Source organism: Aeromicrobium camelliae (assembly GCF_003850045.1).
GTDB lineage: Bacteria > Actinomycetota > Actinomycetes > Propionibacteriales > Nocardioidaceae > Aeromicrobium > Aeromicrobium camelliae.
Genome location: NZ_RQJX01000014.1, coordinates 20,097 through 42,412 on the forward strand (window position 1 = coordinate 20,097; position 22,316 = coordinate 42,412).

Genomic DNA, 22,316 nt, shown 5'->3' on the forward strand with positions numbered 1-22,316 from the left:
CCGTGCGCGTCCTGGTCGCGCCCGACGCGTTCTCCGGGACGCTCACGGCGCCCCAGGCCGCGGAGGCGATCGCCGAAGGCTGGCGCCGCACGGCCCCGGACGACGAGATCACCGTCGCGCCGATGGCGGACGGCGGGCCTGGCTTCGTCGAGGTGCTGCACGCCGCTCTCGGCGGCCGCTTGCACGCGGTCACCGTCCGGGGTCCCGTCGGTGAGCCGCTGCCCGTCTCACTGCTCGTCGACGGATCCACCGCCTACGTGGAGTCGGCGCAGGCGTGCGGCCTCCACGTGGTCGAGCCGGCACGCCGCTCACCGTGGACGGCGACGAGTTTCGGCGTCGGCGAGGCGGTGGCCGCCGCCGTCGACGCCGGTGCCCGCCGCATCGTCGTCGGTCTGGGCGGCAGCGCCACGAACGACGGGGGAGCGGGGCTGCTCGCGGCGCTCGGTGCCACGGCGGACGGGCCGCTCGACCGGGGACCCGCCGGGCTGGAGCAGGTGTCGGCCGTCGACGTGATGGCCGCCCGGGAGCGGTTGTCCGGTGTCGAGCTGGTCGTCGCGGCCGACGTGGAGACCCGGTTGCTCGGCATGTTCGGCGCGTCGAAGATGTTCGGCGCACAGATGGGGTTCTCCGAGGAGGACATCCTGCGCGTCGACCGGGTCCTCGACGGCTTCGTCGTCGCGGTCTGCGGACGCACCCCCTCCGAACGACGACTCGCCGACTCGCCGTCGGCCGGCGCCGCCGGCGGACTGGGATTCGCCCTGCTGCTGCTCGGTGGCTCCGTCACCACCGGTCTCGGGGTCGTCGCCGACGCCACCGGCCTCCGTGCCCTCGCCCGGTCGCACGACCTGGTCCTGACCGGCGAGGGGGCGTTCGACTACGCGTCGCGGGCGGGCAAAGTCGTTTACGGTGTCGCCACGATCGCCGCGGAGGCAGCGCGCCCCTGCGTCGTGCTGGCGGGCACGGTCGACGTCGGAGCGCGGGAGATGCGTGCCCTCGGCGTCGAATCGGCCTACGGGCTCACCGATCGCCTCGCCGTGGAGGAGGCGATGCACGCCCCTGCACGCCATCTGGCCGACCTCGCGGCGCGTGTCGCCCGCACCTGGTCGACATCCGCCGGAGCTGGACGCTGATCGAGTTCGTTCCCGCGAGCGCGTACGATGGGAATGGAATCGTGACGGGGGGCGTTGACCTCGATCACCAGCAGTCCACCGGCAGGAGCACACATGACCACGACGGACCAGACCCAGACCACGGCGCCGGCCGACGGAGTGACGCTGACCTCCGGAGCGGCGGCCAAGGTCAAGAGCCTGCTCGACCAGGAAGGCCGTGACGACCTCTCGCTGCGCATCGCCGTGCAGCCGGGCGGTTGCTCGGGCCTCCGGTACCAGCTGTTCTTCGACGAGCGTTCGCTCGACGGCGACGAGATCCGCGAGTTCGAGGGCGTCAACGTCGTCGTCGACCGGATGAGCCTGCCGTACCTCCACGGCGCCACGATCGACTTCGTCGACACCATCGAGAAGCAGGGCTTCACGATCGACAACCCGATGGCGACCGGTTCGTGCGCCTGCGGCGACTCGTTCCACTGATCAGCCTCTCCTGACGGCGCCGGGGTGAGTTCGACTCACCCCGGCGCCGTCGTCATTTCCGCGCTCACGGTCGCCGCACGGCCCGGGGGGCTGGGGACGCGGGGGAGGGGTTCGTATGCTGGATCAGTGCATCTCGCCATCGCCGGGTCGGTCGCGACCGACCACCTGCAGACGTTCTCCGGCCGCTTCTCGGACTCGCTGGTCCCCGACCAGCTCGACAAGATCTCGGTCTCGTTCCTCGTCGACGACCTCGAGGTCCGTCGTGGCGGCTGCGCCGCCAACATCTCGTTCGGTCTCGCTCAGTTGGGGCACGCCCCGACGCTGGTCGCCTCCGTCGGGACCGACTTCGCCGACCAGGGCTACCAGAAGTGGCTCGAGACGGCCGGCGTCGATTGCTCCCAGCTGCGCGTCTCGCGGGACCGCCACACGGCCCTGTGCACCATCACGACCGACGACGCGCACGCGCAGATCGTGACGTTCTATCCCGGCGCGATGGCCGAGGCGCGTGAGATCGACATCGCCGAGCTGCACAGCAGCCGGCCGATCGATCTGCTGCTCATCGGCCCGGACGACCCCGAGGGCATGCTGCGTCACACGCGGGCCGCCCGCGAGATCGGCCTGGCGTTCGCGGCCGATCCCTCCCAGCAGCTCGCCTGGGCCGACGGCGAGATCATCCGCGACCTCATCGACGGCGCGGCCTACCTGTTCTGCAACGAGTACGAAGCCGCGCTCATCGAGAAGAAGACCGGCTGGGGCGAGGCCGAGGTCCAAGAGCACGTCGGCACACGCGTCGTCACGCACGGCAAGGACGGGGCCGTCGTCTACACGCCCGGTGGTGAGCGCATCGAGGTGTCCGCCATCGACGGCATCGAAGCGGTCGATCCCACCGGCGTCGGCGACAGCTTCCGGGCGGGTTACCTGGCCGGCGTCGCGGCCGGGCTCAGCCCCCAGCGGTGCGCCGAGGTGGGCTGCACGATCGCCGCCGCCGTCGTCGAGACGGTCGGCACGCAGGAGTACGACCTCCACGCCGACACCTTCCTGCGCCGCGTCGAGCAGCAGTACGGCCGCGACGCTCGTGAAGAAATTCACCAAGCCCTCGCGATCCGCGGGTGAGCCGGTGACGACGTGGCGGAGTGAGGCCGACCTGAGCGATCTCTCAGCGAGGCACTGCGTTAGGGTTTTGGTGACAACCAGGTGATGGTCCAGGTTTCAGAAAGGCGCCCCGTGGGTCGGAAGAAGTTGGCGGCGATCCTCGCCGCAGCCGTGGTGTTGCTCAGCGGCTGTTCCCCTCTTGACGAGTCGGAGTTGAAGCGTCTCGCGCTTCCGATCGCCGGCTCCGATCGCTCTGAGCCGATGTGGCACCTGTGGCTCGGCGCATGGATCACGACGCTCGTGGTCTTCGTGGTCGTGTTCGCGCTCATCCTCTACGCGCCCATCCGTTACCGGCGCCGTCGTGGCGAGGAGGCCGGACCGTCGCAGATCCGGTACAACCTCCCGATCGAGGTTCTGTACACGATCACCCCCGTCATGATCGTCTCGGTGTTCTTCTTCCACACCGTCCAGGCGCAGAGCACGATGCTCGAGGACGTCGAGAACCCCGATCACACGATCGAGGTCGTCGGCAGCAAGTGGCAGTGGACGTTCAACTACCTCGAGCCCGAGGCCACCGACGGTGAGACCGTCTACGACCAGGGCGATACCGAGCACCTGCCTGATCTGTACCTGCCGGTCAACGAGTCGGTCGAGTTCCAGCTCACGTCGCCCGACGTCATCCACTCGTTCTGGGTCCCGGAGTTCTACTTCAAGATGGACGTCTTCCCCGGAAGCCAGGACAACAGCTTCACGATGACCCCGAACCGCGAGGGCACCTTCACCGGTCGCTGCGCCGAGTTCTGCGGCATCTACCACACCCGCATGCTGTTCAACGTGCATGTGGTGTCCCGCGACGAGTACGACGCGCACCTGGAGGAGCTCGAGGAGGCCGGCCAGATCGGCCGTCCGCAGGGCCCGTCCGAGGCGACCAAGATCGCCGGCACGCCTGATGACAGAGGAGAATGATGGCCACCACCGCGGCGTTCGACGAGGGCAGCGCTTCCCCGTCCGTCCTGCTTCCGCGTGAGCGCACGATCGGTCAGAAGATCGTCACGATCCTGACCACCACCGATCACAAGCTGATCGGCAAGCTGTACCTGCTGACCTCGTTCGCGTTCTTCCTGTTCGGCGGCGTGCTCGCGCTCATCATCCGTGCCGAGCTGGCCCGTCCGGGCTCGCAGATCGTGGGCGACGAGACGTACAACCAGCTCTTCACCATGCACGGCACGGTGATGCTGCTGTTGTTCGCGACGCCGTTGTTCTTCGGCTTCGCCAACATGATCGTCCCGATCCAGATCGGCGCTCCCGACGTCGCGTTCCCGCGACTCAACATGTTCAGCTACTGGATGTTCCTGTTCGGTGGTCTGATCACCGTCTCGGGCTTCATCGTCCCCGGTGGCGCGGCGAGCTTCGGCTGGTTCGCGTATCTCCCGCTGAGCGACTCGATCCACACCCCGGGCATGGGCGGCGACCTGTGGGTCATGGGCCTCTACATGGCGGGTCTGGGCACGATCCTCGGCGGCGTCAACTTCATCACCACGATCTTCACGATGCGCGCTCCGGGCATGACGATGTTCCGCATGCCGATCTTCACGTGGAACGCGCTCGTGACGAGCCTGCTCGTCATCATCGTGTTCCCCGTGTTCGGTGCGGCGCTGCTGGCGCTCGGCGCGGACCGGATGCTCGGTGCCCACGTGTTCGACGCCGCCACCGGCGGACCGATCCTCTACCAGCACCTGTTCTGGTTCTTCGGTCACCCTGAGGTGTACATCATCGCGCTGCCGTTCTTCGGCATCATCACCGAAGTCCTCTCGGTGTTCAGCCGCAAGCCGGTCTTCGGTTACGTCGGTCTGGTCTTCGCGACGCTCGCCATTGCCGCGCTGTCGGCGACGGTCTGGGCGCACCACATGTTCGTCACCGGCGCGGTCAACCTCGGGTTCTTCTCGTTCATGACGCTGCTCATCGCGGTGCCGACGGGCGTGAAGTACTTCAACTGGATCGGCACGATGTGGGGCGGCTCGGTGTCGTTCGACTCTCCGATGATGTTCGCGCTGGGCTTCCTGGTGACGTTCCTCTTCGGCGGTCTGACCGGCATCATCCTCGCCTCGCCGGCGCTCGACTTCCACCTGTCCGACAGCTACTTCGTGGTGGCGCACTTCCACTACGTCGTCTTCGGCACCGTCGTGTTCGCGATGTTCGCCGGGTTCTACTACTGGTGGCCCAAGATGACCGGCCGGATGCTGAACGAGAAGCTCGGCAAGATCCACTTCTGGCTGCTGTTCATCGGCTTCCACCTGACGTTCCTCGTGCAGCACTGGCTGGGTGTCGCGGGCATGCCGCGCCGCTACGCCGACTACGGAGCGCTCGACGGCTTCACGACCTTGAACGAGATCTCGACGATCGGCGCGTTCCTGCTCGGCGCCTCGACCCTGCCGTTCCTGTACAACGTGTGGATCTCGCGCAAGGCTCCGCTCGTGGGCCGCGACGATCCGTGGGGCTGGGGTCGCACGCTGGAGTGGGCGACGTCCTCGCCGCCGCCGCGTCACAACTTCACCAAGTTGCCGCGCATCCGCTCCGAGAGCCCGGCGTTCGACCTGCACCACCCGGACCTCGCGGCGCTGGAGATGCGGCAGAACCCTGCGGAGACGCAGACGCTGTCCGACGCTCCGGACATCGGTGACCGCGAAGAAGCGCTCGGCGAGAACAACCGCCGCCGGCACGACAAGGATGGTGAGTGAGCCATGAAGAACGAGTTCTGGATCCTCGCAGGCTGTGCGGTCTTCTTCGTCTTCGTCACGCCCACCTACTGGGTGCTCTCGGGCGACCCGACCGGCACGACGGCTCTGACGATGACGCTGCTGCTGTGCCTCATGCTGGTGCTCTACCTGGGGTTCGTCAGCAAGCAGGTGCATCCGCGTCCTGAGGACCGCAAGGACGGCGACATCATCGACGGCGCCGGCGAGCTCGGCTTCTTCCCGCCGTTCAGCTGGTGGCCGCTGTGGGCGGCCATGGTGTTCGGCGTGCTGATGCTCGGCATCGTCGTCGGGTGGTGGCTGTTCCTCCTGGCGGTGCCGTTCGGCGCCGTGGTCGTCGTCGGCTGGGTCTTCGAGTACTACCGCGGAGTCCACGCCCACTGAGACTGGACGAGGGGATCATTGTGACTACACTGTCACGGTGATCCCCTCGTCGTTTCTGCGCGGTGCTACCGCCGCGCTGATCGCCGTCCTGCTGCTCAGCGCCTGCAGCAGCGACGGCGATTCGTCGTTCACCCCCGTCGCGAACAAGCCCGCCGCCGAGCTTCAGGCGAATGTGGCCGACGGTGCGACCGACGTCCCGGTCGACACGGTGGTGACGGTCGATGTCACGAACGGCACGCTCGACAGCGCGGCCGTCCGCGACACGACGAGCGACGCCGTCATCGACGGAACGATCGAGGGCGGCCGCTGGACGGCGGGCGAGCGGCTCGAACCCGGGGTCGCCTACCGCCTCGAGGCCCAGGCGACCGGCGAGGACGGCGAGACCGCGTCGTTGGCCGCGTCCTTCACGAGTCAGGCGTTGACGCTCGACGAGCAGACGTATCCCTCGGTCGTCCCGTTGCAGGGCGAGACCGTCGGGGTCGGCATGCCGGTCATCGTCATGTTCGACGTCCCCGTGCAGGACAAGGCGACGTTCGAACAGCACATGACCGTCACGTCCGACCCGGGAGTCGAGGGCGCCTGGAACTGGCTCAACGATCGCACCGCGCACTGGCGCCCGAAGGACTACTGGCCCGCCGGCACGAAGGTGCGCGTGGATCTGCAGCTCAACAGCCTGCCCGCGGGCAACGGCGTGTACGGCCAGCAGGACCAGGTGGTCGATTTCCAGGTCGGCTCATCGGTCGTCTCGACTGTCGACGTCAACGCCCACACGATGACCGTGCAGATCGATGGCCAGGTCGCGCGGACCATCCCCGTGTCCACCGGCGCGCCGCAATGGGCGAGTCGCGAGGGTACGAAGCTCGTCATGGAGAAGCACGCCTCCATCGACATGGACGCTGCGACGACCGGCGTGGACTCAGCAGATCCGAACTACTACAACCTCAAGGGCGTGAAGTGGGCGCTGCGCCTCACGAACTCCGGCGAGTTCGTCCACGCCGCGCCGTGGTCGGCCGGCTCCCACGGGCGCGCCAACGTCAGCCACGGCTGCGTCGGCATGAGCACGGAGAACGCGGCGTGGCTGTACGAGAACTCCAAGCGCGGTGACGTCATCACGTTCGTCGGTAGTCCGCGGCCCCTCGAAGCGCAGAACGGCTGGACCGACTGGAATGTGGACTGGGAGACCTGGAAGGCCGGATCGGCCCTCCAGGGCGCTCCTGAGGCCGCTCCGGGCGCGTAGCCGCGCCCTGCCTCACGCTCACGACGCCGGCCGACGAGACGGCACCACCGGGCGACGCTAGACTGCGTCGGGTGTCGAGCCCTGAGTCAGACAGGTCAGGGGCTGTCGGTCACCCCGCCAGCCCCGTGAACCGCTAAGCGCCCAGCGTCCTCGCGGGCGCGCATCAAATCGTTTCCGGGCCTGCCGTGGTGACGAGGACCTCACGTTCTGATCTCTCGCCTCGGAGTACTCGATGCCATTCGTTCTCTACCTGCTTGCCCTGGCGGTCTTCGTCATGCTCGCGGGACTGCTCCCCGCCATCGCTGCCGATCTCGGCGTCACCGTCGCCACCGCGGGCTTGCTGACCTCCGCGTTCGCTGCGGGTATGGTCGTGGGCGCGCCGGTGATGGCCGCGTTCGCCCGCCGCTGGCCGCCTCGAAGAACGCTCCTCGTCTGTCTCGTCGCGTTCGCAGCCCTCCACGTGGTCGGAGCTGTCACGGATCGCTTCCCGGTCCTCCTGGCCGCCCGAGTGTTCAGCGCCGTGGCGAACGCGGGGTTCCTCGCTGTTGCGCTGAACACCGCGACGAGGCTCGTGCCTGAGCATCGCAAGGGACGCGCTCTGGCCGTACTGCTGTCCGGCACGACGATCGCTACCGTGGCGGGAGTCCCCGCCGGCGCGATGCTCGGCACGGCTGTGGGGTGGCGCGCGACGTTCTGGGCGATCGCACTGCTCTGCATTCCGGCTGCCGTCGGCGTTCTCCGAGGTGTCGACAGCAGACCCGTCAGGACCCGCGGGGGAGACGGCCGAGCGAGCCTTCGTGCTGAGCTCGCTCACCTGACGTCGCCACGACTCCTCCTCGCCATGGGGCTCGGCGCGCTGGTCAACGCGGGGACGTTCGCGGTCTTCACCTTCCTCGCTCCCGTGGTGACGGAGGTCGCCGCGCTGGCTGATGTCTGGGTGCCCGTCGCGCTCGTGATGTTCGGCGTCGGGTCGTTCGTGGGGGTCACCCTTGCCGGACGACTCTCGGACCAACGACCGTGCCTCGTGCTCGCCGGCGGCGCTCCTCTGTTGCTCGCCGGGTGGATTCTGCTGGCGCTCAGCGGCTCACATCCGGTTGCCCTGATGGTCATGATCCTGGTGCAGGGCGCGATGTCCTTCGGCGTCGGCAGCACGCTGATCACGCGGGTCCTGTACGCCGCATCGAATGCGCCGACGATGGCTGGCGCCTACGCAACGGCCTCCCTGAATGTCGGTGCCGTCGTCGGTCCTGTTCTCGGCGCGCTGGGTCTGGCGGCTGCTTCGAACGTGATGACACCGGTCTGGGTCGCCGTGGGGCTGACGACGGCGGCGCTCATCATCATGCTCGCGGCGCGGGGTCAGCTGACGACCGTCCCTGTCACGGCGGCCTGAGGGCTCACCGCGCGACGTACTGAGAACGGCGAAGGGCCGCTCCCCGGTGGGGGAACGGCCCTTCGCCGTGATGCCAGTGCTCAGTGCACCCGCGGGACACCGGTCTCGGACACGCCCTGGAAGTCCTCGCCGAGTTCGATCGGGTGCTCGTTCGAGCCCCGCAGATGCTCCTCGGCATGGGCCATGTCCTCAGCCGTGGGCTTGTCAACGGCACCGGAGCCGAAGTAGTAGAACCGGCGCATCCGGTGACGCAGACGCTCGCGGCGCGAACGAGGCGCATCGACACCGTTCTCGTCGACGAGCTCGGGAGCCTCGATCGCCTTCGGACGCTCCTTGGCCGACGTGACGGCGTACTGCTTCTCGATCGGCAGTGCCGCGTGGCGCTCGGAGTAGCCACCGTCGGGGGAGCGGTCGATGACGCCGGTCTCGTAGCCGTGGGTCAGCACCTCGTTGTCCTTGCGCTGCAGGCTGATGCAGATGCGGCGCGTCACGATGAACGCGATGACCGGCCCGACGAAGATGCCCACGCGCAGGAACCACGTGATGGCGTTGAGGTCCAGTCCGAACTTGAGCGCGATGACGTCGTTGCCGCCACCGATCCAGAGCAGACCGAACCACGTCATGCCGGCGACACCGAGGCCGGTGCGCGTCGGGTTGTTGCGCGGACGCTCCAGCAGGTGGTGCTCACGCTCGTCGCGGGTGATGGCGCGCTCGATGAACGGCCAGACGCCGAGGGCGACGAACAGCAGGCCGAGGAAGCCGAGGCCCGGGATGAAGACGCTCATCGCCCACGTGCTGCCGAACCACGACCACTCGAGCGGCGGGAAGATCCGCAGCGCGCCCTCCGCGAAGCCCATGTACCAGTCGGGCTGCGAGCCCGCGGTCACCTCGGCCGGGTTGTACGGACCGTAGATCCACACCGCGTTGACGGTGAACAGCGCGGCCATCGAGGCGATGACGCCGAAGACGATGAAGAAGAAGCCACCGGCCTTGGCGATGTAGACCGGCAGGGCCGGGTAGCCGACGACGTTCTCGTTCGTGCGTCCGGGGCCGGGGAACTGCGTGTGCTTGTGGTAGACGAGCAGCAGCATGTGCGCGGCGATGAGGCCGAGCAGCAGGGCCGGGATCAGCAGGATGTGGACCATGTACAGGCGACCGATGATCTGGTCGCCGGGGAACTCGCCGCCGAAGAGGAAGAACGAGACGTGAGTGCCGATGAGCGGGATCGACTTGATCATGCCGTCGGCGATCCGCAGGCCCGTGCCCGACAGGAGGTCGTCGGGGAGCGAGTAGCCGCTGAAGCCGCCGAGGATGCCGAGCATCAGCAGACCGAGGCCGATGAGCCAGTTGAGCTCGCGCGGCTTGCGGTACGCGCCCGTGAAGAAGACGCGCAGCATGTGCACGAACATCGCGGCGATGAACAGGTGCGCCGCCCAGTGGTGCATCTGACGCAGGAGCAGGCCGCCGCGGATGTCGAAGCTGATATCGAGCGAGGAGGCGTAGGCGACCGACATCTCGACGCCGTTCAGCGGACGGTACGAACCGGTGTACGTGGTCTCGGCCATGCTCGGGTCGAACCAGAGCGTGAGGAACACGCCCGTGATGAGCAGGACGACGAAGCTCCACAAGGCGACCTCGCCGAGCATGAACGACCAGTGCTCGGGGAAGACCTTGCGCAGGTTCTTCTTGGCGGGTCCGGCGAGGCCGAGGCGCTCGTCGAGCCAGCCGACGGGGCCGGCCAGCTTCTTGCCGGTCGCCGTCCGTTCGACGGGGGTATAGGTCTGGCTCATGCCATCTCCTCGTCAAGCTTCTTCTGATCGCGGTCGAGGAAGGAGTAGGAGGGACCGACGATCTCGGGGAAGTCGCTCACGGCGACCAGGTAGCCCTCTTCGTCGACTGCGAGCGGCAGCTGCGGCAGCGGACGGTAAGCGGGGCCGAAGATGACCTTGCCGTTGTCGGCGAGATCGAACGTGGACTGGTGGCAGGGGCACAGCAGGTGGTGCGTCTGCTGCTCCCAGAGGCTGATCGGGCAGCCGACATGCGTGCAGATCTTGGAGTAGCACAGGATGCCGTCGACACCCCAGTTCTCGCGACCCTCAGCAGGCGTGATGTCCTCGGGGCGCATGCGCACCAGGATGACCGCGGCCTTGGCCTTGGCGTTGAGCACATCGTGGCCGTGCATGACCGCGTGGCCCTCGTCGTCGGTCTCGAAGAAGATCGCCGGCTGGCCGTTGACCAGCTGGCCGACCTCGACGTCCGACGGCCGGATCGGCTGCCCCGAGACGTCGTTGACCACGCGCATGCCCGGCTTCCAGACCGTGTGCATGAGCTTGTCGCCGGGCAGCGGTCCGAGGTCGCGCAGCATGACGATGGCCGGCAGGCCCATCGCGCCGAGCGCGCCGAGAAGGCTGTTGCGGATCAGCGGACGACGGCCGATCCCGGACTCCTCGATGCCGGCGTTGATGTCGGCCATGACCGCGCTGCGATCCTCCTCGGAGGAGCGGGCGGGGTGGCGCATCTCGATGATCTCGTGGTCGCCCATGAGCTTCTTGGCCCACTGGATGATGCCGGTGCCGATCAGCAGCAGGGCGCCACCGAGGGTGAGGCCCAGGGTGAAGTTCATCGCCGACCAGCCGCCGGTGCCGGCGCCGTTGACGAAGATCAGCGCGTCCTGGTCGATCGTGAAGTAGGCGACGCAGAACCCGAGGAGCAGCAGCGTCGCGACGCCGAACATCGTGGCGATCTGACGCTCCGTGCGCTTCTCCTGCGCCGGATCGACGTCCTGCGGGCGGTACTGGTGCTCCGGGAGGCCCGGATCGGCGATCGGATCGCCGGCGGGGGTGGTCTTCTCGAGTTCCTGCGTCATCGCTTCTTCGTCCTCGTTCCGTGCCAGCCGATCCAGATTGCGAATCCGACGAGCGAGCCGAGCGCCACGACCCAGACCCAGACGCCGTCGACGACGGGACCGAGGCTGCCGCCGTTGACGCCTCCGTAGCTGGGCTGCTCGGAGATCGTCTTGATGTAGGCGATCACCTTGAGCTTCTCCTCGGGCGTGATCACGTCATCGGAGAACACGGGCATCTGCTGGGGGCCGGTCTGCATGGCCTCGTAGATGTGCTTGGCCTCGACGCCGTCCAGGGACGGGGCGTAGCGGCCGTTCGGGAGTGCACCACCGGCACCGACGGAGTTGTGGCACGCCGTGCAGTTGGTGCGGAAGAACTCGCCGCCCTCGGCGAGGCCCTCTTCGTCCACGCTCTCCCAGTCGAGGTAACGCTCCTCGGGGATCTGCGGACCGGGCGCGAGCGAGGCGATGTACGCGGCGAGCTGAGCGGTCTCCTCGTCCGTGTACTCGTCGGCCTTGCGCGGCGCCTGCGGCGCGGTCTGCGCCATCGGCATGCGGCCGGTGCCGACCTGGAAGTCGACGGCGGCGGCGCCCACACCGATCAGCGGGGGACCGTAGTTACCGGGTTCGCCGTCGGCGCCCTCGGTGTTGATGCCCTGAGCGTTGACGCCGTGGCAGCTCGCGCAGCCCACGAGGAAGAGCTGGCGGCCCGCCTCGATGTCGCTCGTCGACGCCGACTCTTCAGCCGTGGCCGCCTTGGGCGCCACCGCGGCGTACAGGCCACCCGTGATGAGCAGCCCCACCGCGAGAACTAACAGTCCGGCCAGGGGGTGCCGGCGTCTGGTCGACAATGTGCGCACCGAGAACCTCATTCCGTGATTTCTTCAGCGTATCCCTGGACACCCAGGTCGAAAATTGTGAGGTGAGCCTTGCTCACTGGATCAGGTAGATGGCCGCGAAGAGCGCCACCCAGACCACGTCGACGAAGTGCCAGTAGTAGGACACGACGACCGCCGAGATGGCCTGTTCGTGGGTGAACTTGCGCGCCACGTAGGTGCGGCCGATGACGAGCAGGAAGGCGATGAGACCACCGATGACGTGGATGCCGTGGAAGCCGGTGGCGAGGTAGAAGAGGCTGCCGTACGCGGAGCTCTGGATCGTGAGGCCGTGGTGGACCAGCTCGGCGTACTCGAACGCCTGGCCGCCGATGAAGATGGCGCCCATGATGTAGCTGAGGATGAACCACTCGCGCATGCCCCACTGCGCGACGTTGAGCAGCGAGCCGACCCGGCCCGCGCGGCCGCGCACCGCGGCGAAGACGCCGAACTGGCACGTGAACGAGGACAGCACCAGGATCGTCGTGTTCGCGGTGGCGAACGGGAGGTTCAGCAGCTCGGTCTCCTGCGCCCACAGATCCGGGGCGACGCTGCGCACCGTGAAGTAGGCAGCGAAGAGGGCTGCGAAGAACATCAGCTCGCTCGAGAGCCAGACGATCGTTCCGACCGTCACATACGACGGCCGTCCTTCGACGCCGTGGAGCCGGGACGCGGGAATCGCTGAAGTAGTCGCCACGCCTTCATTATGTACGATTCGGTTGTGACCGATGACCACACCCTGCGTGTCCTCTTGTACAGCGACGATCGCGAGGTTCGCACCGCAGTGAAATCGGCGATCGGAGAGCGTCCGCACCCCGATCTGCCGCGCGTGGAGTTCGTCGAGGTCGCCACCGAGCCGGTCGTCATCCAGCGGCTCGACGAGGGTGACATCGACGTCGTGATCCTCGACGGCGAGGCGGTGCCGGCCGGCGGCATGGGCATCGCGCGCCAGATCAAGGACGAGATCTTCCACGCGCCTCCCGTCATCGTGCTCACCGCCCGCGAGCAGGATGCCTGGCTCGCCACCTGGTCCCGAGCGGAAGCGGCCGTCCCGCATCCGATCGACCCCTTCCGGCTCGCCGAGAGTTTCCTCGAGGTGGCCCGGACGCGCCTGGCCGCACGCCGATGAGCCACACCTGGCCGCAGCTGCTGTCGACGCTCGTCGCCGGCGGCGACCTCGACCATGCCCAGGCGCAGTGGGCGATGGAGCAGATCCTCTCCGGGGACGCGACGGCCGCGCAGATCGCCGGTTTCTCCATCGGGCTGCGGGCCAAGGGCGAGACCCTCGATGAACTCCAAGGGCTCGTCGACGCCATGTACGCCAAGGCCACCACGCTCGACCTCGATGACCGCGTCGTCGACATCGTCGGCACCGGCGGCGACATGGCCAAGACCGTCAACATCTCCTCGATGTCGGCCGTGACGATCGCCGGTGCGGGGATCGGCGTCGTCAAACACGGGAACCGGGCATCGTCGAGCCAGACCGGCACGGCCGACGTGTTCGAGCGGCTCGGCGTGCGGCTCGACGTCCCGGCCGAGCGGATCCTCGACGTCTACGCCGAAGCGTCGATCACCCTGTGTTTCGCGCCGGTGTTCCATCCGTCGTTGCGGTACGCCGGCCCGGTCCGTCGCGAACTCGGCGTCCCGACGGTGTTCAACTTCCTGGGACCGCTGACCAACCCGGTACGGCCGGCCGCGATGGCGATCGGGTGCGCCGACCCCCGGATGGCCCCGCTGATGGCAGGAGTACTGGCCCGGCGCGGCGCGGAGGCGTTCGTGTTCCGCGGCGACGACGGCCTCGACGAGATCACGGTCTCTGACACGACCCAGGTGTGGCTGCCCGACGCCGACGGCGAGATCCGGGCCGAGACCTTCGATCCGCGCGACGTGGGCATCGCCCTGGCCGCGCCGGACGCCCTGCGCGGCGGCGACCCCGAGTACAACGCCGACGTCTTCCGCCGGGTCATGTCCGGTGAGAAGTCCCCGGTCCGCGACGCGGTGCTGCTGAACGCGGGGGCGGGCATCGCCGCGCACGAGGCCGGTGCCGGCAGCTTCACCGAGCGGATCGCGCGCGGTGTGGAGCGTGCGGCCGAGTCGATCGACTCCGGCGCTGCGCAAGCGGTCCTGGACCGCTGGAGCGGCGTGACCCAGCGCCTCGTGGGGTGAGCTGAGCCCGTCCGGTCAGTCGAGGCCGATGGAGAAGGCGTCCTCGAGGTCGTGCTTGCTGAGGGCGCGGAAGGCGATCTGCGTCTGCGTGCTGAGGACGCCGGGAACCTTGTTGATGCGGTCCGGGACGACCTTGGCGAGATCCTCGTGCGACCGGACGCGCACCATGGCGATCAGATCCAGGTCGCCGGTCACCGAGTACACCTCGCTCACTCCGGGGATCTCGGCGATCTGCTCGGCGGTCTCGGAAATCGACGAGACCTCGGCCTCGATGAAGACAATCGCGGTGATCACACAGCGAGCATAGAGCGATCGACCTCGTAGCGGTCGAGATGGCGAGCCGTGCTCCAGCGCGGGGACGCCCAACTGCCCTCGATCAGCCGGACGCCGGGCTGCTCCAGCCAGCGCAGGATCGCCTCCGTCTCCTCCACGAGCCCGGAGGGGCACGGCCCGTGGCTGGGGGTCACGGTCTCCGCGCTGGCGACCAGCGACTCGACCCACGGCCACGTGGCGGTGCCGCGACGAAGGATGCCGGCCGCCGCAAGCCGGCCGTGGCGCACGACGTGGATCTCCCAGCCGTCCTCGTGGGGCGCCGCGGCGACGAGCTGAGGCTGCTCGGTCAGCGAGCGGAGTCGCTGACTTCGGCGCGAGCCGCGCAGGAACGCCGCGAGCCGGTCGCGCCAGGCGCCCGCGTCCTCGAAACGCTCGGCGGCGGCCAGTTGCGTCATCTTGTCCTCGACGTGCCGCACGACATGGGCCGCCGGGTCACCGTGGAGGGCGTCGCGGAGCCGTTGGACCTCGTCGCCGTAGCGCTCGGCGTCGACGCTGCCGTCGCAGGGAGACAGGCACCGACCCAGTTCGGCCAGGGCGCACGGTGATCGTCGCGGGACCTTGCCGAAGCGGGTGGTGCACTGCCGGACACGGAATGACTCGTGGAGCGCGGCCACCGCCGACTCGGCGGCGGCGCGGCGGAACGGGCCGATGTAGTCGGCACCGTCGTCGAGGACACGCGTCACGATGGACAACCGGGGCCAGGGCTCGGACGTGAGCTTGATCCAGGACTGACGGTCCGGGAACTTGGACCTCCGGTTGTACGGCGGGCGGTGTTCGTCGATGAGCCGCAGCTCGCGGACCTGCGCTTCAAGGGCGGTGGCGCACACGACCGGATCGACGCGTTCGGCGAGCGCGATCATCTCGCCCATCCGCGACCGCGTCTCGGCGCGGGTGAAGTACGAGCGGACGCGTCGGCGCAAGGAGCGCGACGTGCCGACGTAGAGGACCTCGCCGTCGCTGCGCCGGAACAGGTAGACGCCGGGCGCGTCGGGAAGGTGATCGGCCAGGTGGCGCTTGGCGCGCTGGGCGGGGGAGACGGCTGCGGTGAAGTCGCGGACCTCCTCGAACGTGGTGACGCCGAGTGAACCGAGCCGCTCGAAGAGGGCGTGCAGCACGTCGACCGTCGCCCGTGCGTCGGTGAGCGCGCGGTGGTCGGGAGTGACTTCGGAGAACTTGGCTGCGAGGGTGGCGAGCTTGACGTTGGGGACCTCGTCGCGCAGCAGGGCGCGGCGGGCGAGGACCGCGGTGTCGAGGACCTCGAACCGAGGCCAGGAGATGCCCAGTTCGCCGGCCGCGTGCCGTAGGAAGCCGGTGTCGAACGGCGCGTTGTGGGCGACGAGGACGCAGCCGTGCGCGAACTCGAGGAAGCTCGGCAGGACCTCGTCGATCCGGGGCGCGTCGATGACCATCTGGTCGGTGATCCCGGTCAGCACGGTGATGAACGCGGGAATCGACTCGTCGGGGTTGACGAGCGTCTGGAACTCGCCGAGTACCTCTCCGCCGCGGATCTTGACGGCGCCGACCTCGGTGATCTTCGACCCTTTGGCCGGCGATCCGCCCGTGGTCTCGAGGTCGACGACGCAGAACGTCGTGTCGAGCAGCGGACGGCCGAGATCGTCGAAGGTCGGTTGGATCACCACGGCGGACACGCTAGGCGGGTCCACTGTCAGTTCGGTCCGCGGGAGATCTCTGAAGGAGTCCGAGACGGCGACTCGCCGGAAATGTCAGTGACGGTCCGTAGCGTCGCAGGCATGAACCAGCACAGCTTCGCCGCATCGCCTCACGGCCGGCCGGGCGACCACGACACCGAGAGCCTCGTGGTCGATTGCGACCGGTGCGTCGTCCGCAGCCCCGGCGCCTGCGCCGACTGCGTCGTCAGTGTCCTGCTCGGGCCGCCGGCCGACGATCCGGTGCAGATCGACGAGCAGGAGCGCGCCGCGCTCGACGCGCTCGCCGGCTCCGGGCTCGTCCCGCCGCTGCGGCTCGTGACCGTCACGCCGTCCTCCACTCCGGACCCCGCAGGAGCCTGAACGGGAAGCGAATCGCCGGACACACCGCCGTGCGCACGGTTACAGTGCCGGTGATTTGCCGCCGTTCGAAGGGTGTCTCCGTGCGTGTCCTTGCTTCTGCCGTCGCGAGTCTCGCAACGGCGGTCACTGGTGTCATCGTGGCCGCTGTTCCAGCTCACGGCGCCGCGCCCTGCCTGTCCGCGTGCACGGTGACCTTCGCCCCGGGGCCACAGGCGACCTGGCAGGTACCCGCCGGACTCTCCGATCTGACCGCCGAGATCGCGGCAGGCTCCGGCGCCGCCAACAGCCAGGATGCCGCTGGCGACTCCGCAGGCGCGGGCGGCACCATCGTGGTCGATCTGGGCACGTCCTACAACGGGCAGACTCTCCATCTCCTCGTCGGCAAGGAAGGCACCCTGACTTTCGGTGGGAATCGCGACGACGGTCCGATCCTCGCCTCGGGCGGAGGAGGAAGCTATCTCGCCGTGCCGGGCCGGTTCGTCGCCGTGGCCGGGGGAGGCGGCGGTGGCGGACATTTCACCAACGAATCCACGCGCGTCGTGACCCTCGCCGGCGGCGCGGGGGGTTATGCATCCATCGACCCGCACGGCGCTGGTGGCGAGAATGATCCTGATCTGCCCGCGGCGGGTTCCGGTGCCGTCGGTGGCACACCGGGCGGGCCGTCCTCGCCCGTCGCCGTCGCGGGCGGCACCGGCGGGGTCGCCACGGTCGACGCCGAGGGCCGCATCACTCCCGGTGATGGGGGAGCGGCGGCGTCCTTCGGCAATTATCCCACGGCTGCCGGGGGCGGGGGATATGCCGGGGGAGGCGGCGGGAGCGCTCGATTCTGGGGACAGCCCCCGATGCGGACGGCGGGTGCCGGCGGTGGAGGCTCGGGGTACCTCGCGCCAGGGCTGACTCCTCTTTCCACTCGGCCCAACCACGGTGCCGGTTACATCACCGTGACCTATTCCTTCGATCCCACGCTGGTGCCGCCGGTCTCCTCGGTCGAACCGGGCGCCGTGACGACGCTGAAGGTCTCGGGTCTGCCTGCCGCCACCGATTTCGCCGTCACGCTGGCTTCCGGCGAGCAGCTCGCTGCCACCGCGACGGATGGCGCGGGTCGGGCGGAGGTCGACATCGAAGCGCCCCGTGCCGAGGCCACGTACGTGCTGCAGCTGCGGGTCGCGGGCGAGGTCGTGGACGAGGCGCCGTTGACGGTGGCCGCTGTCGCGGTGCCGCCGCCTGCCGATCCGGGCGCCGAACCCTCCGCTCCGCCGGCGGCCCGTCCCGGCCATCTCGTGCCTATCGCTGCACCCACGGCGGAGCTTCCCGACACCGGCGCGGCCTCGATGGCCGCGCTGCTCATCCTCGGGTCCGCTGCGACCGTGATCGGGACGTCGATGGTCTCTCGGGTCGCCGCGCGGCGAAAACGTCGTCCAGCTAACAGCGGGGCGAGTTGATCGGCCCCGGGCCGGGTGCCTACAGTGGGGTCTTGTGTCAGCGGAGACCTCGGCCGACGGTCGGGACGCTGGCACCGCCGAATCGCCTTCGGGCGAACCGGGGACCCAACCACTTTGGGGTGAATCGGTCAGGCCTCGTGCCTGACCGTAGGGCAGCCTTGAGCCCGAACCCGTCAGCTCACCCGGTAGGCGTCGAGGATTGCAGGAGATGATCCGTGCCGCGAACGCACCGAGTCGCGCCCTTGCGAGCGATCGCCGTGGGTTCCACGTCCCTCGCACTCGCCGCAGTACTGTCCCTCTCGTCCGCACACGCCGATCCGCAGGTCACGCCTGCTGACGTCGAGCGTGCGTTCCACGCCGCTGAAGCGGCCAACGAAGAGGTCAATCAGCTTTCCGAGGAGCAGCAGACCCTCACCAAGCGCATCGACGAGCTCACCGCGGAGATCGCCGCCGTGGAGCAGCAGTACGAGGCGCAGCGTGTGGAGCTCGAGTCCGCCATCGTGCAGCAGCACCTGGACGCGCCCCTCGGACCGACGGTCAACCTGCTCGCCAGCAAGGACGCTCAGGTGTTCCTCGACGGTCTGAGCGCTGTGGACGCCCTCAACACCTCGCGCGCCGAGGCGCTGGACGCCTTCGGCGACACCAGCCGCGAGTTGAAGAACCGCCAGAAGAAGCTCGCGGAGCACCGCAAGAGCCTCGACGCCGCGGTGGCCGAGGCCAAGGAGAAGAAGGCCGAGGTCGAGGCCAACTACGAACGCGCTCAGGCCGACCTGCAGCGTCTCGAGGCGCCGCAGCGTGAGGAGCTCACCGCTCCGGGCAACACGCAGGCACCCGTCGACATCCCGCCGGCGAGCGGCAACGCGCAGGCGGCGATCAACTTCGCGCTCGGCCAGCTGGGCGATCCCTATGTGTACGGCGGCACCGGCCCCGACTCGTGGGATTGCTCCGGCCTGACGCAGGCGGCGTGGGCCGCCGCGGGCGTCTCGCTGCCGCGCGTGGTCGGTCCGCAGATCGACGCCGGAACGCGTATCCCGATCAGCGAGGTCCAGCCCGGCGACCTGGTGGCCTACTCGAGCATGTCGCATATCGGCATGTACATCGGCAACGGTCAGGTCATCCACGCACCCCGCCCGGGTAAGACGGTCGAGATCGTCGGTCTGAGCGGCTTCTCGGTTGCCTCGCGCGTCGGCTGACCCTGACGCTTCGCGCCCGCGCACCCTGCTGCGGGCCAATCTTCTCGCGCTCGCGGCCCTCGTGGTCGTCGGCGGCGCCCTGGTGCTCTGGCAGCACCCGTGGCGCACCGACGACCCGGGGGCCGCGAGCGTGATGTATCCCTCCGACGCCGTACGACGGATCGACCAGCAGCTGTCGGACATGAGCCGAAGTGCCGGTACCGAGGCGTTCGCCGATGCCGCGGGCGGCGGTGCGACGGCCAGTGCCGTCTCCGACGCCTTGCGCGATCTCGGCACCGCATCGATGGCGCTGCGCTACGTCGACGGCGGTCAGGCACCCTCACGCGACGACGGGACGACCACCGTCACCGTGCGCGTCGCGTGGGAGGCTGACGGCACGGTGTTCCCAGCGGGGGCGCGCCGCAGCACCGTCGTGCTCCGCTTCTCCTACGAGGACGATCGATTCGTCCTCGCCGGCTCCGAGCCGCACGAGGACGACCCGCTGCCGATCTGGCTGGCGGGCCCGCTCGCGGTCGATCGTGGGGGCGCGGGTGCGGTCGTCGCGGTCGGCGACGTCGCAGAGCACGACGTCACGGAGTTGGCCGATCGTGCCGCCGCGTCGGTCGAAGCAGCGCTGGGTGAGGCACGCCCCGACCCGCTCGTCGTGGTGCAACCGGCCAGTACCGACCTGCTGGCACGTCTCGTCGGTCGAGCGCCCGACGAGGCGGCGGCCATCGCCGCGGTCACGACGCGCCTGGACGCCGGTTCCGACGCCGGAGCAGTCGTCGCGCTCAATCCGAACGTCTTCTCCACGATGGACGCCCGCGCGCGCCAGATCGTCATGACCCACGAAGCCGTGCACCAGTTGACGCAGGTCGTCGGAGCTCCGGGGCAGGACACGATGTGGGTCGTGGAGGGCTTCGCCGACTGGGTCGCCTTGCGCGACGACGACGCCGGCCTCGCGGAGAGCGCCGAGCGCATCCTCGACGAGGTGCGGGACGACGGGCCGCCGCAGCGGCTGCCCACACGTGAGGACTTCGCCGATGCCCAGCGCGTCACCGCGGTGTACGAGTCAGCCTGGCTGGCGATCCGGATGCTCGTCGAACAGCACGGCTTCGAGCCGGTGTTCGACTTCTACCGCCGGGTGACCAGCGGCGAGGGCACGAGTGTCGAGGCCGCCCTTCGGGAGGCCGTCGGCACGGACCTTGCCACGGTCACCGCCCAATGGCGCGACTACCTGACGTACAACGCCTCGACGGTGTCGTGAAGATCGCGCAGTACGGCGTGGCGCCGAACCTTGAACGAGGGCGTCAGATAACCGTTCTCCTCCGTCCAGTCCTCATCGAGCACGGTGAACTTGCGGATCGACTCGGCGCGTGACACTTGCGTGTTCGCGTCGTCGATGGCGCTCTGGACGGCGTCGTGGAGCGCCGGGTCGTCGAGGTCGCCGGTCCAGTGCTCGCGGTCGATGGTCACGAGCGCGGCGATGAACGGCTTGCCGTCACCCACCACCAGGCACTGGCTCACGTAGGGGTGAGCGCGAACGCGGTCCTCCAGGATGCTGGGTGACACGTTCTTGCCGCCGGCCGTCACGATGATCTCCTTCTTACGGCCGGTGATCTTGATGAAACCGTCGTCGTCGATCTCGCCGAGGTCGCCGGTGTGGAACCAGCCGTCGGCTTCGAGAACCGCGGCCGTGGCCTCCCGATTGCGCCAGTAGCCGCGGAAGACCTGCGGACCGCGGAACAGCAGCTCGCCGTCGTCGGCCACCCTGACCTCGGTGTCGGGGAAGGGGACGCCGACGGTTCCCATGCGCTGCCGGTCGACACGGTTCACGGCGAGCGCGGCGGTGCTCTCGGTCAGGCCGTAGCCCTCGAGGACCGTCACGCCGATGCCGCGGTAGAAGTGCCCCAGCCGATCGCCGAGGGGAGCGCCGCCGGAGATGGCGTACACGGCCCGGCCGCCGAGGGCTTCGCGCAGCTTGCCGTAGACGAGCTTGTCGAAGAGTGCGTGGCGGGCGCGCAACAGCAGGCCGGCGCGGCCGTCGTCCTCCGTGGCCCGGCTGTAGGCGATGGCGGTCTGGGCAGCGCGATCGAAGATCTTGCCCTTGCCCTCGGCGTACGCCTTGCTGCTCGCGGAGTTGAAGACCTTCTCGAAGACCCGCGGCACGGCCAGGATGAACGTCGGCTTGAACTCGCCGAGGTGCTCGACGAGGTCGGGGATGTCGGCCGTATGCCCGAGCACCGCGCCCGCGCGGATCGCGCCGATCTGGATGATCCGCGCGAAGACGTGAGCGAGGGGCAGGAAGAGGAGGGTCGACGCACCCGGCTGGGAGAACATCTGCGGGAGGCTCTCGAGCGCACCGCCGAGTTCGGCACGGAAGTTGCCGTGCGTCAGCTCGCAACCCTTGGGGCGTCCGGTGGTGCCGGACGTGTAGATGAGCGTGGCGAGGGAGTCCGATGTCAGTGTCGCGAGCCGCTCCTCGATGACCTCGTCCGGCACGTCCGCGCCGACCTCCGCCAGCGTCGTCAGTACGTCGTCGAGCAGTCGCACGTGCTCGACCTGCTGGGCCTCCTCGCGCGACTGCTCCACGCGCTCGCGATGCTCCTCGGTCTCGACGAACACGTGCGTGGCGCCGGAGTCGGAGAGGATCCAGGCGATCTGCGCGGCCGACGAGGTCTCGTAGATCGGCACGGTGATCGCGCCGGCCCACCAGATCGCGTAGTCGAGGACGGTCCACTCGTACCGCGTCTTGGCCAGGAGCGCGACCCGGTCACCGGCGTCGACGCCCTCGGCGACGAGACCCTTGGCGGCGGCGACCACCTGGCCGTGGAACTCGCGGACGGTGACGTCCTGCCACGCGCCGTCGACACGTCGGCGCAGCGCCACGGCATCCGGGGCGGTGCGCAGTCGGTCGAGCAGATCGAGCGAGAGATTGCCGAGATCGCGCGTCGTCGCGGGGGTGCTCACAGCCCACCACCCTACTCCCGCGGATCGGCTCAGGAGGGTGACGG

21 protein-coding genes and 1 riboswitch are annotated in these 22,316 nt (G+C 68.9%); of the genes, 14 read left to right on the forward strand and 7 right to left on the reverse strand.

Annotated features, from left to right (window positions below; genetic code table 11):
• Positions 1-2: 2 nt before the first annotated feature.
• The 8 genes from EHW97_RS10675 (at position 3) to EHW97_RS10710 (ending at position 8,442) form a co-directional block, all read left to right on the forward strand.
• A complete protein-coding gene (locus EHW97_RS10675) occupies positions 3-1,130 on the forward strand; it encodes a glycerate kinase family protein (RefSeq protein ID WP_124237157.1) in 1,128 nt (375 codons plus the stop codon).
• Between the two features lie 93 nt (positions 1,131-1,223).
• Positions 1,224-1,586 (forward strand): HesB/IscA family protein, encoded by a 363-nt coding sequence (locus EHW97_RS10680; RefSeq protein WP_121794146.1) that lies wholly within the window; start codon positions 1,224-1,226, stop codon positions 1,584-1,586.
• Positions 1,587-1,712: 126 nt separating this feature from the next.
• Complete coding sequence (locus EHW97_RS10685; RefSeq protein ID WP_124237158.1) at positions 1,713-2,699, forward strand: carbohydrate kinase family protein; 987 nt, start codon at positions 1,713-1,715, stop codon at positions 2,697-2,699.
• 111 nt (positions 2,700-2,810) lie between these two features.
• The gene (gene ctaC / locus EHW97_RS10690; protein WP_243696398.1) at positions 2,811-3,644 is read left to right on the forward strand and encodes an aa3-type cytochrome oxidase subunit II; all 834 of its coding nucleotides are present in this window, start codon (positions 2,811-2,813) and stop codon (positions 3,642-3,644) included.
• On the forward strand, positions 3,641-5,416 hold the full coding sequence (ctaD, locus tag EHW97_RS10695; protein ID WP_465252552.1) for an aa3-type cytochrome oxidase subunit I: 1,776 nt from the start codon (positions 3,641-3,643) through the stop codon (positions 5,414-5,416). Before ctaC ends, ctaD begins: the two co-directional genes overlap by 4 nt.
• Before the next feature lie 3 nt (positions 5,417-5,419).
• Positions 5,420-5,815, forward strand: a complete 396-nt coding sequence (locus EHW97_RS10700) for a cytochrome c oxidase subunit 4 (protein WP_124237161.1) — start codon at positions 5,420-5,422, stop codon at positions 5,813-5,815.
• Between the two features lie 37 nt (positions 5,816-5,852).
• Positions 5,853-7,052, forward strand: a complete 1,200-nt coding sequence (locus EHW97_RS10705) for a L,D-transpeptidase (RefSeq protein ID WP_243696399.1) — start codon at positions 5,853-5,855, stop codon at positions 7,050-7,052.
• 232 nt (positions 7,053-7,284) lie between these two features.
• The gene (locus tag EHW97_RS10710) at positions 7,285-8,442 is read left to right on the forward strand and encodes a Cmx/CmrA family chloramphenicol efflux MFS transporter (protein ID WP_124237162.1); all 1,158 of its coding nucleotides are present in this window, start codon (positions 7,285-7,287) and stop codon (positions 8,440-8,442) included.
• An 80-nt stretch (positions 8,443-8,522) separates the two neighbouring features.
• Here EHW97_RS10710 and qcrB read toward each other — a convergent pair whose 3' ends face one another.
• The 4 genes from qcrB to ctaE form a co-directional block, all read right to left on the reverse strand.
• Positions 8,523-10,232, reverse strand: a complete 1,710-nt coding sequence (qcrB, locus tag EHW97_RS10715; protein ID WP_124237163.1) for a cytochrome bc1 complex cytochrome b subunit — start codon at positions 10,230-10,232, stop codon at positions 8,523-8,525.
• Positions 10,229-11,308, reverse strand: a complete 1,080-nt coding sequence (qcrA, locus tag EHW97_RS10720) for a cytochrome bc1 complex Rieske iron-sulfur subunit (RefSeq protein ID WP_124237164.1) — start codon at positions 11,306-11,308, stop codon at positions 10,229-10,231. Before qcrA ends, qcrB begins: the two co-directional genes overlap by 4 nt.
• Positions 11,305-12,156 (reverse strand): cytochrome bc1 complex diheme cytochrome c subunit, encoded by an 852-nt coding sequence (gene qcrC / locus EHW97_RS10725; RefSeq protein WP_124237165.1) that lies wholly within the window; start codon positions 12,154-12,156, stop codon positions 11,305-11,307. Before qcrC ends, qcrA begins: the two co-directional genes overlap by 4 nt.
• A 61-nt stretch (positions 12,157-12,217) precedes the next feature.
• Positions 12,218-12,856 (reverse strand): aa3-type cytochrome oxidase subunit III, encoded by a 639-nt coding sequence (ctaE, locus tag EHW97_RS10730; protein ID WP_124237166.1) that lies wholly within the window; start codon positions 12,854-12,856, stop codon positions 12,218-12,220.
• A gap of 24 nt (positions 12,857-12,880) precedes the next feature.
• On the opposite strand from ctaE, the gene EHW97_RS10735 reads away from it, so the two are divergent.
• Together EHW97_RS10735 and trpD are read left to right on the forward strand one after the other, a co-directional pair.
• Positions 12,881-13,288, forward strand: coding sequence for a response regulator (locus EHW97_RS10735; RefSeq protein WP_124237167.1), 408 nt, complete (start codon positions 12,881-12,883; stop codon positions 13,286-13,288).
• Positions 13,285-14,325 (forward strand): anthranilate phosphoribosyltransferase, encoded by a 1,041-nt coding sequence (gene trpD, locus EHW97_RS10740; RefSeq protein WP_124237168.1) that lies wholly within the window; start codon positions 13,285-13,287, stop codon positions 14,323-14,325. Before EHW97_RS10735 ends, trpD begins: the two co-directional genes overlap by 4 nt.
• Before the next feature lie 15 nt (positions 14,326-14,340).
• Here trpD and EHW97_RS10745 read toward each other — a convergent pair whose 3' ends face one another.
• Positions 14,341-14,619 (reverse strand): Lrp/AsnC family transcriptional regulator, encoded by a 279-nt coding sequence (locus tag EHW97_RS10745; RefSeq protein WP_124237169.1) that lies wholly within the window; start codon positions 14,617-14,619, stop codon positions 14,341-14,343.
• Positions 14,616-16,298, reverse strand: a complete 1,683-nt coding sequence (locus EHW97_RS10750) for a DEDD exonuclease domain-containing protein (protein WP_243696400.1) — start codon at positions 16,296-16,298, stop codon at positions 14,616-14,618. Before EHW97_RS10750 ends, EHW97_RS10745 begins: the two co-directional genes overlap by 4 nt.
• Before the next feature lie 111 nt (positions 16,299-16,409).
• Here EHW97_RS10750 and EHW97_RS10755 point away from each other — a divergent pair, with 111 nt between their 5' ends.
• From EHW97_RS10755 to EHW97_RS10770, 4 genes are all read left to right on the forward strand, one after another.
• Complete coding sequence (locus EHW97_RS10755) at positions 16,410-16,688, forward strand: hypothetical protein (protein ID WP_124237171.1); 279 nt, start codon at positions 16,410-16,412, stop codon at positions 16,686-16,688.
• Positions 16,689-16,768: 80 nt separating this feature from the next.
• Positions 16,769-18,130 carry a hypothetical protein gene (locus EHW97_RS15865; protein WP_124237172.1) on the forward strand — a complete coding sequence of 454 codons (1,362 nt, stop codon included), beginning with the start codon at positions 16,769-16,771 and terminating at the stop codon, positions 18,128-18,130.
• A 65-nt stretch (positions 18,131-18,195) separates the two neighbouring features.
• Positions 18,196-18,337, forward strand: a riboswitch (cyclic di-AMP (ydaO/yuaA leader).
• Positions 18,338-18,387: 50 nt separating this feature from the next.
• The gene (locus EHW97_RS10765) at positions 18,388-19,323 is read left to right on the forward strand and encodes a C40 family peptidase (RefSeq protein WP_166367482.1); all 936 of its coding nucleotides are present in this window, start codon (positions 18,388-18,390) and stop codon (positions 19,321-19,323) included.
• Positions 19,304-20,569 (forward strand): hypothetical protein, encoded by a 1,266-nt coding sequence (locus tag EHW97_RS10770; protein WP_124237174.1) that lies wholly within the window; start codon positions 19,304-19,306, stop codon positions 20,567-20,569. The genes EHW97_RS10765 and EHW97_RS10770 overlap by 20 nt, the downstream gene beginning before the upstream one ends.
• On the opposite strand, the gene EHW97_RS10775 is transcribed toward EHW97_RS10770, so the two are convergent.
• Positions 20,536-22,272 carry an AMP-dependent synthetase/ligase gene (locus EHW97_RS10775; protein ID WP_243696401.1) on the reverse strand — a complete coding sequence of 579 codons (1,737 nt, stop codon included), beginning with the start codon at positions 22,270-22,272 and terminating at the stop codon, positions 20,536-20,538. The genes EHW97_RS10770 and EHW97_RS10775 overlap by 34 nt on opposite strands.
• Positions 22,273-22,316: the final 44 nt, after the last annotated feature.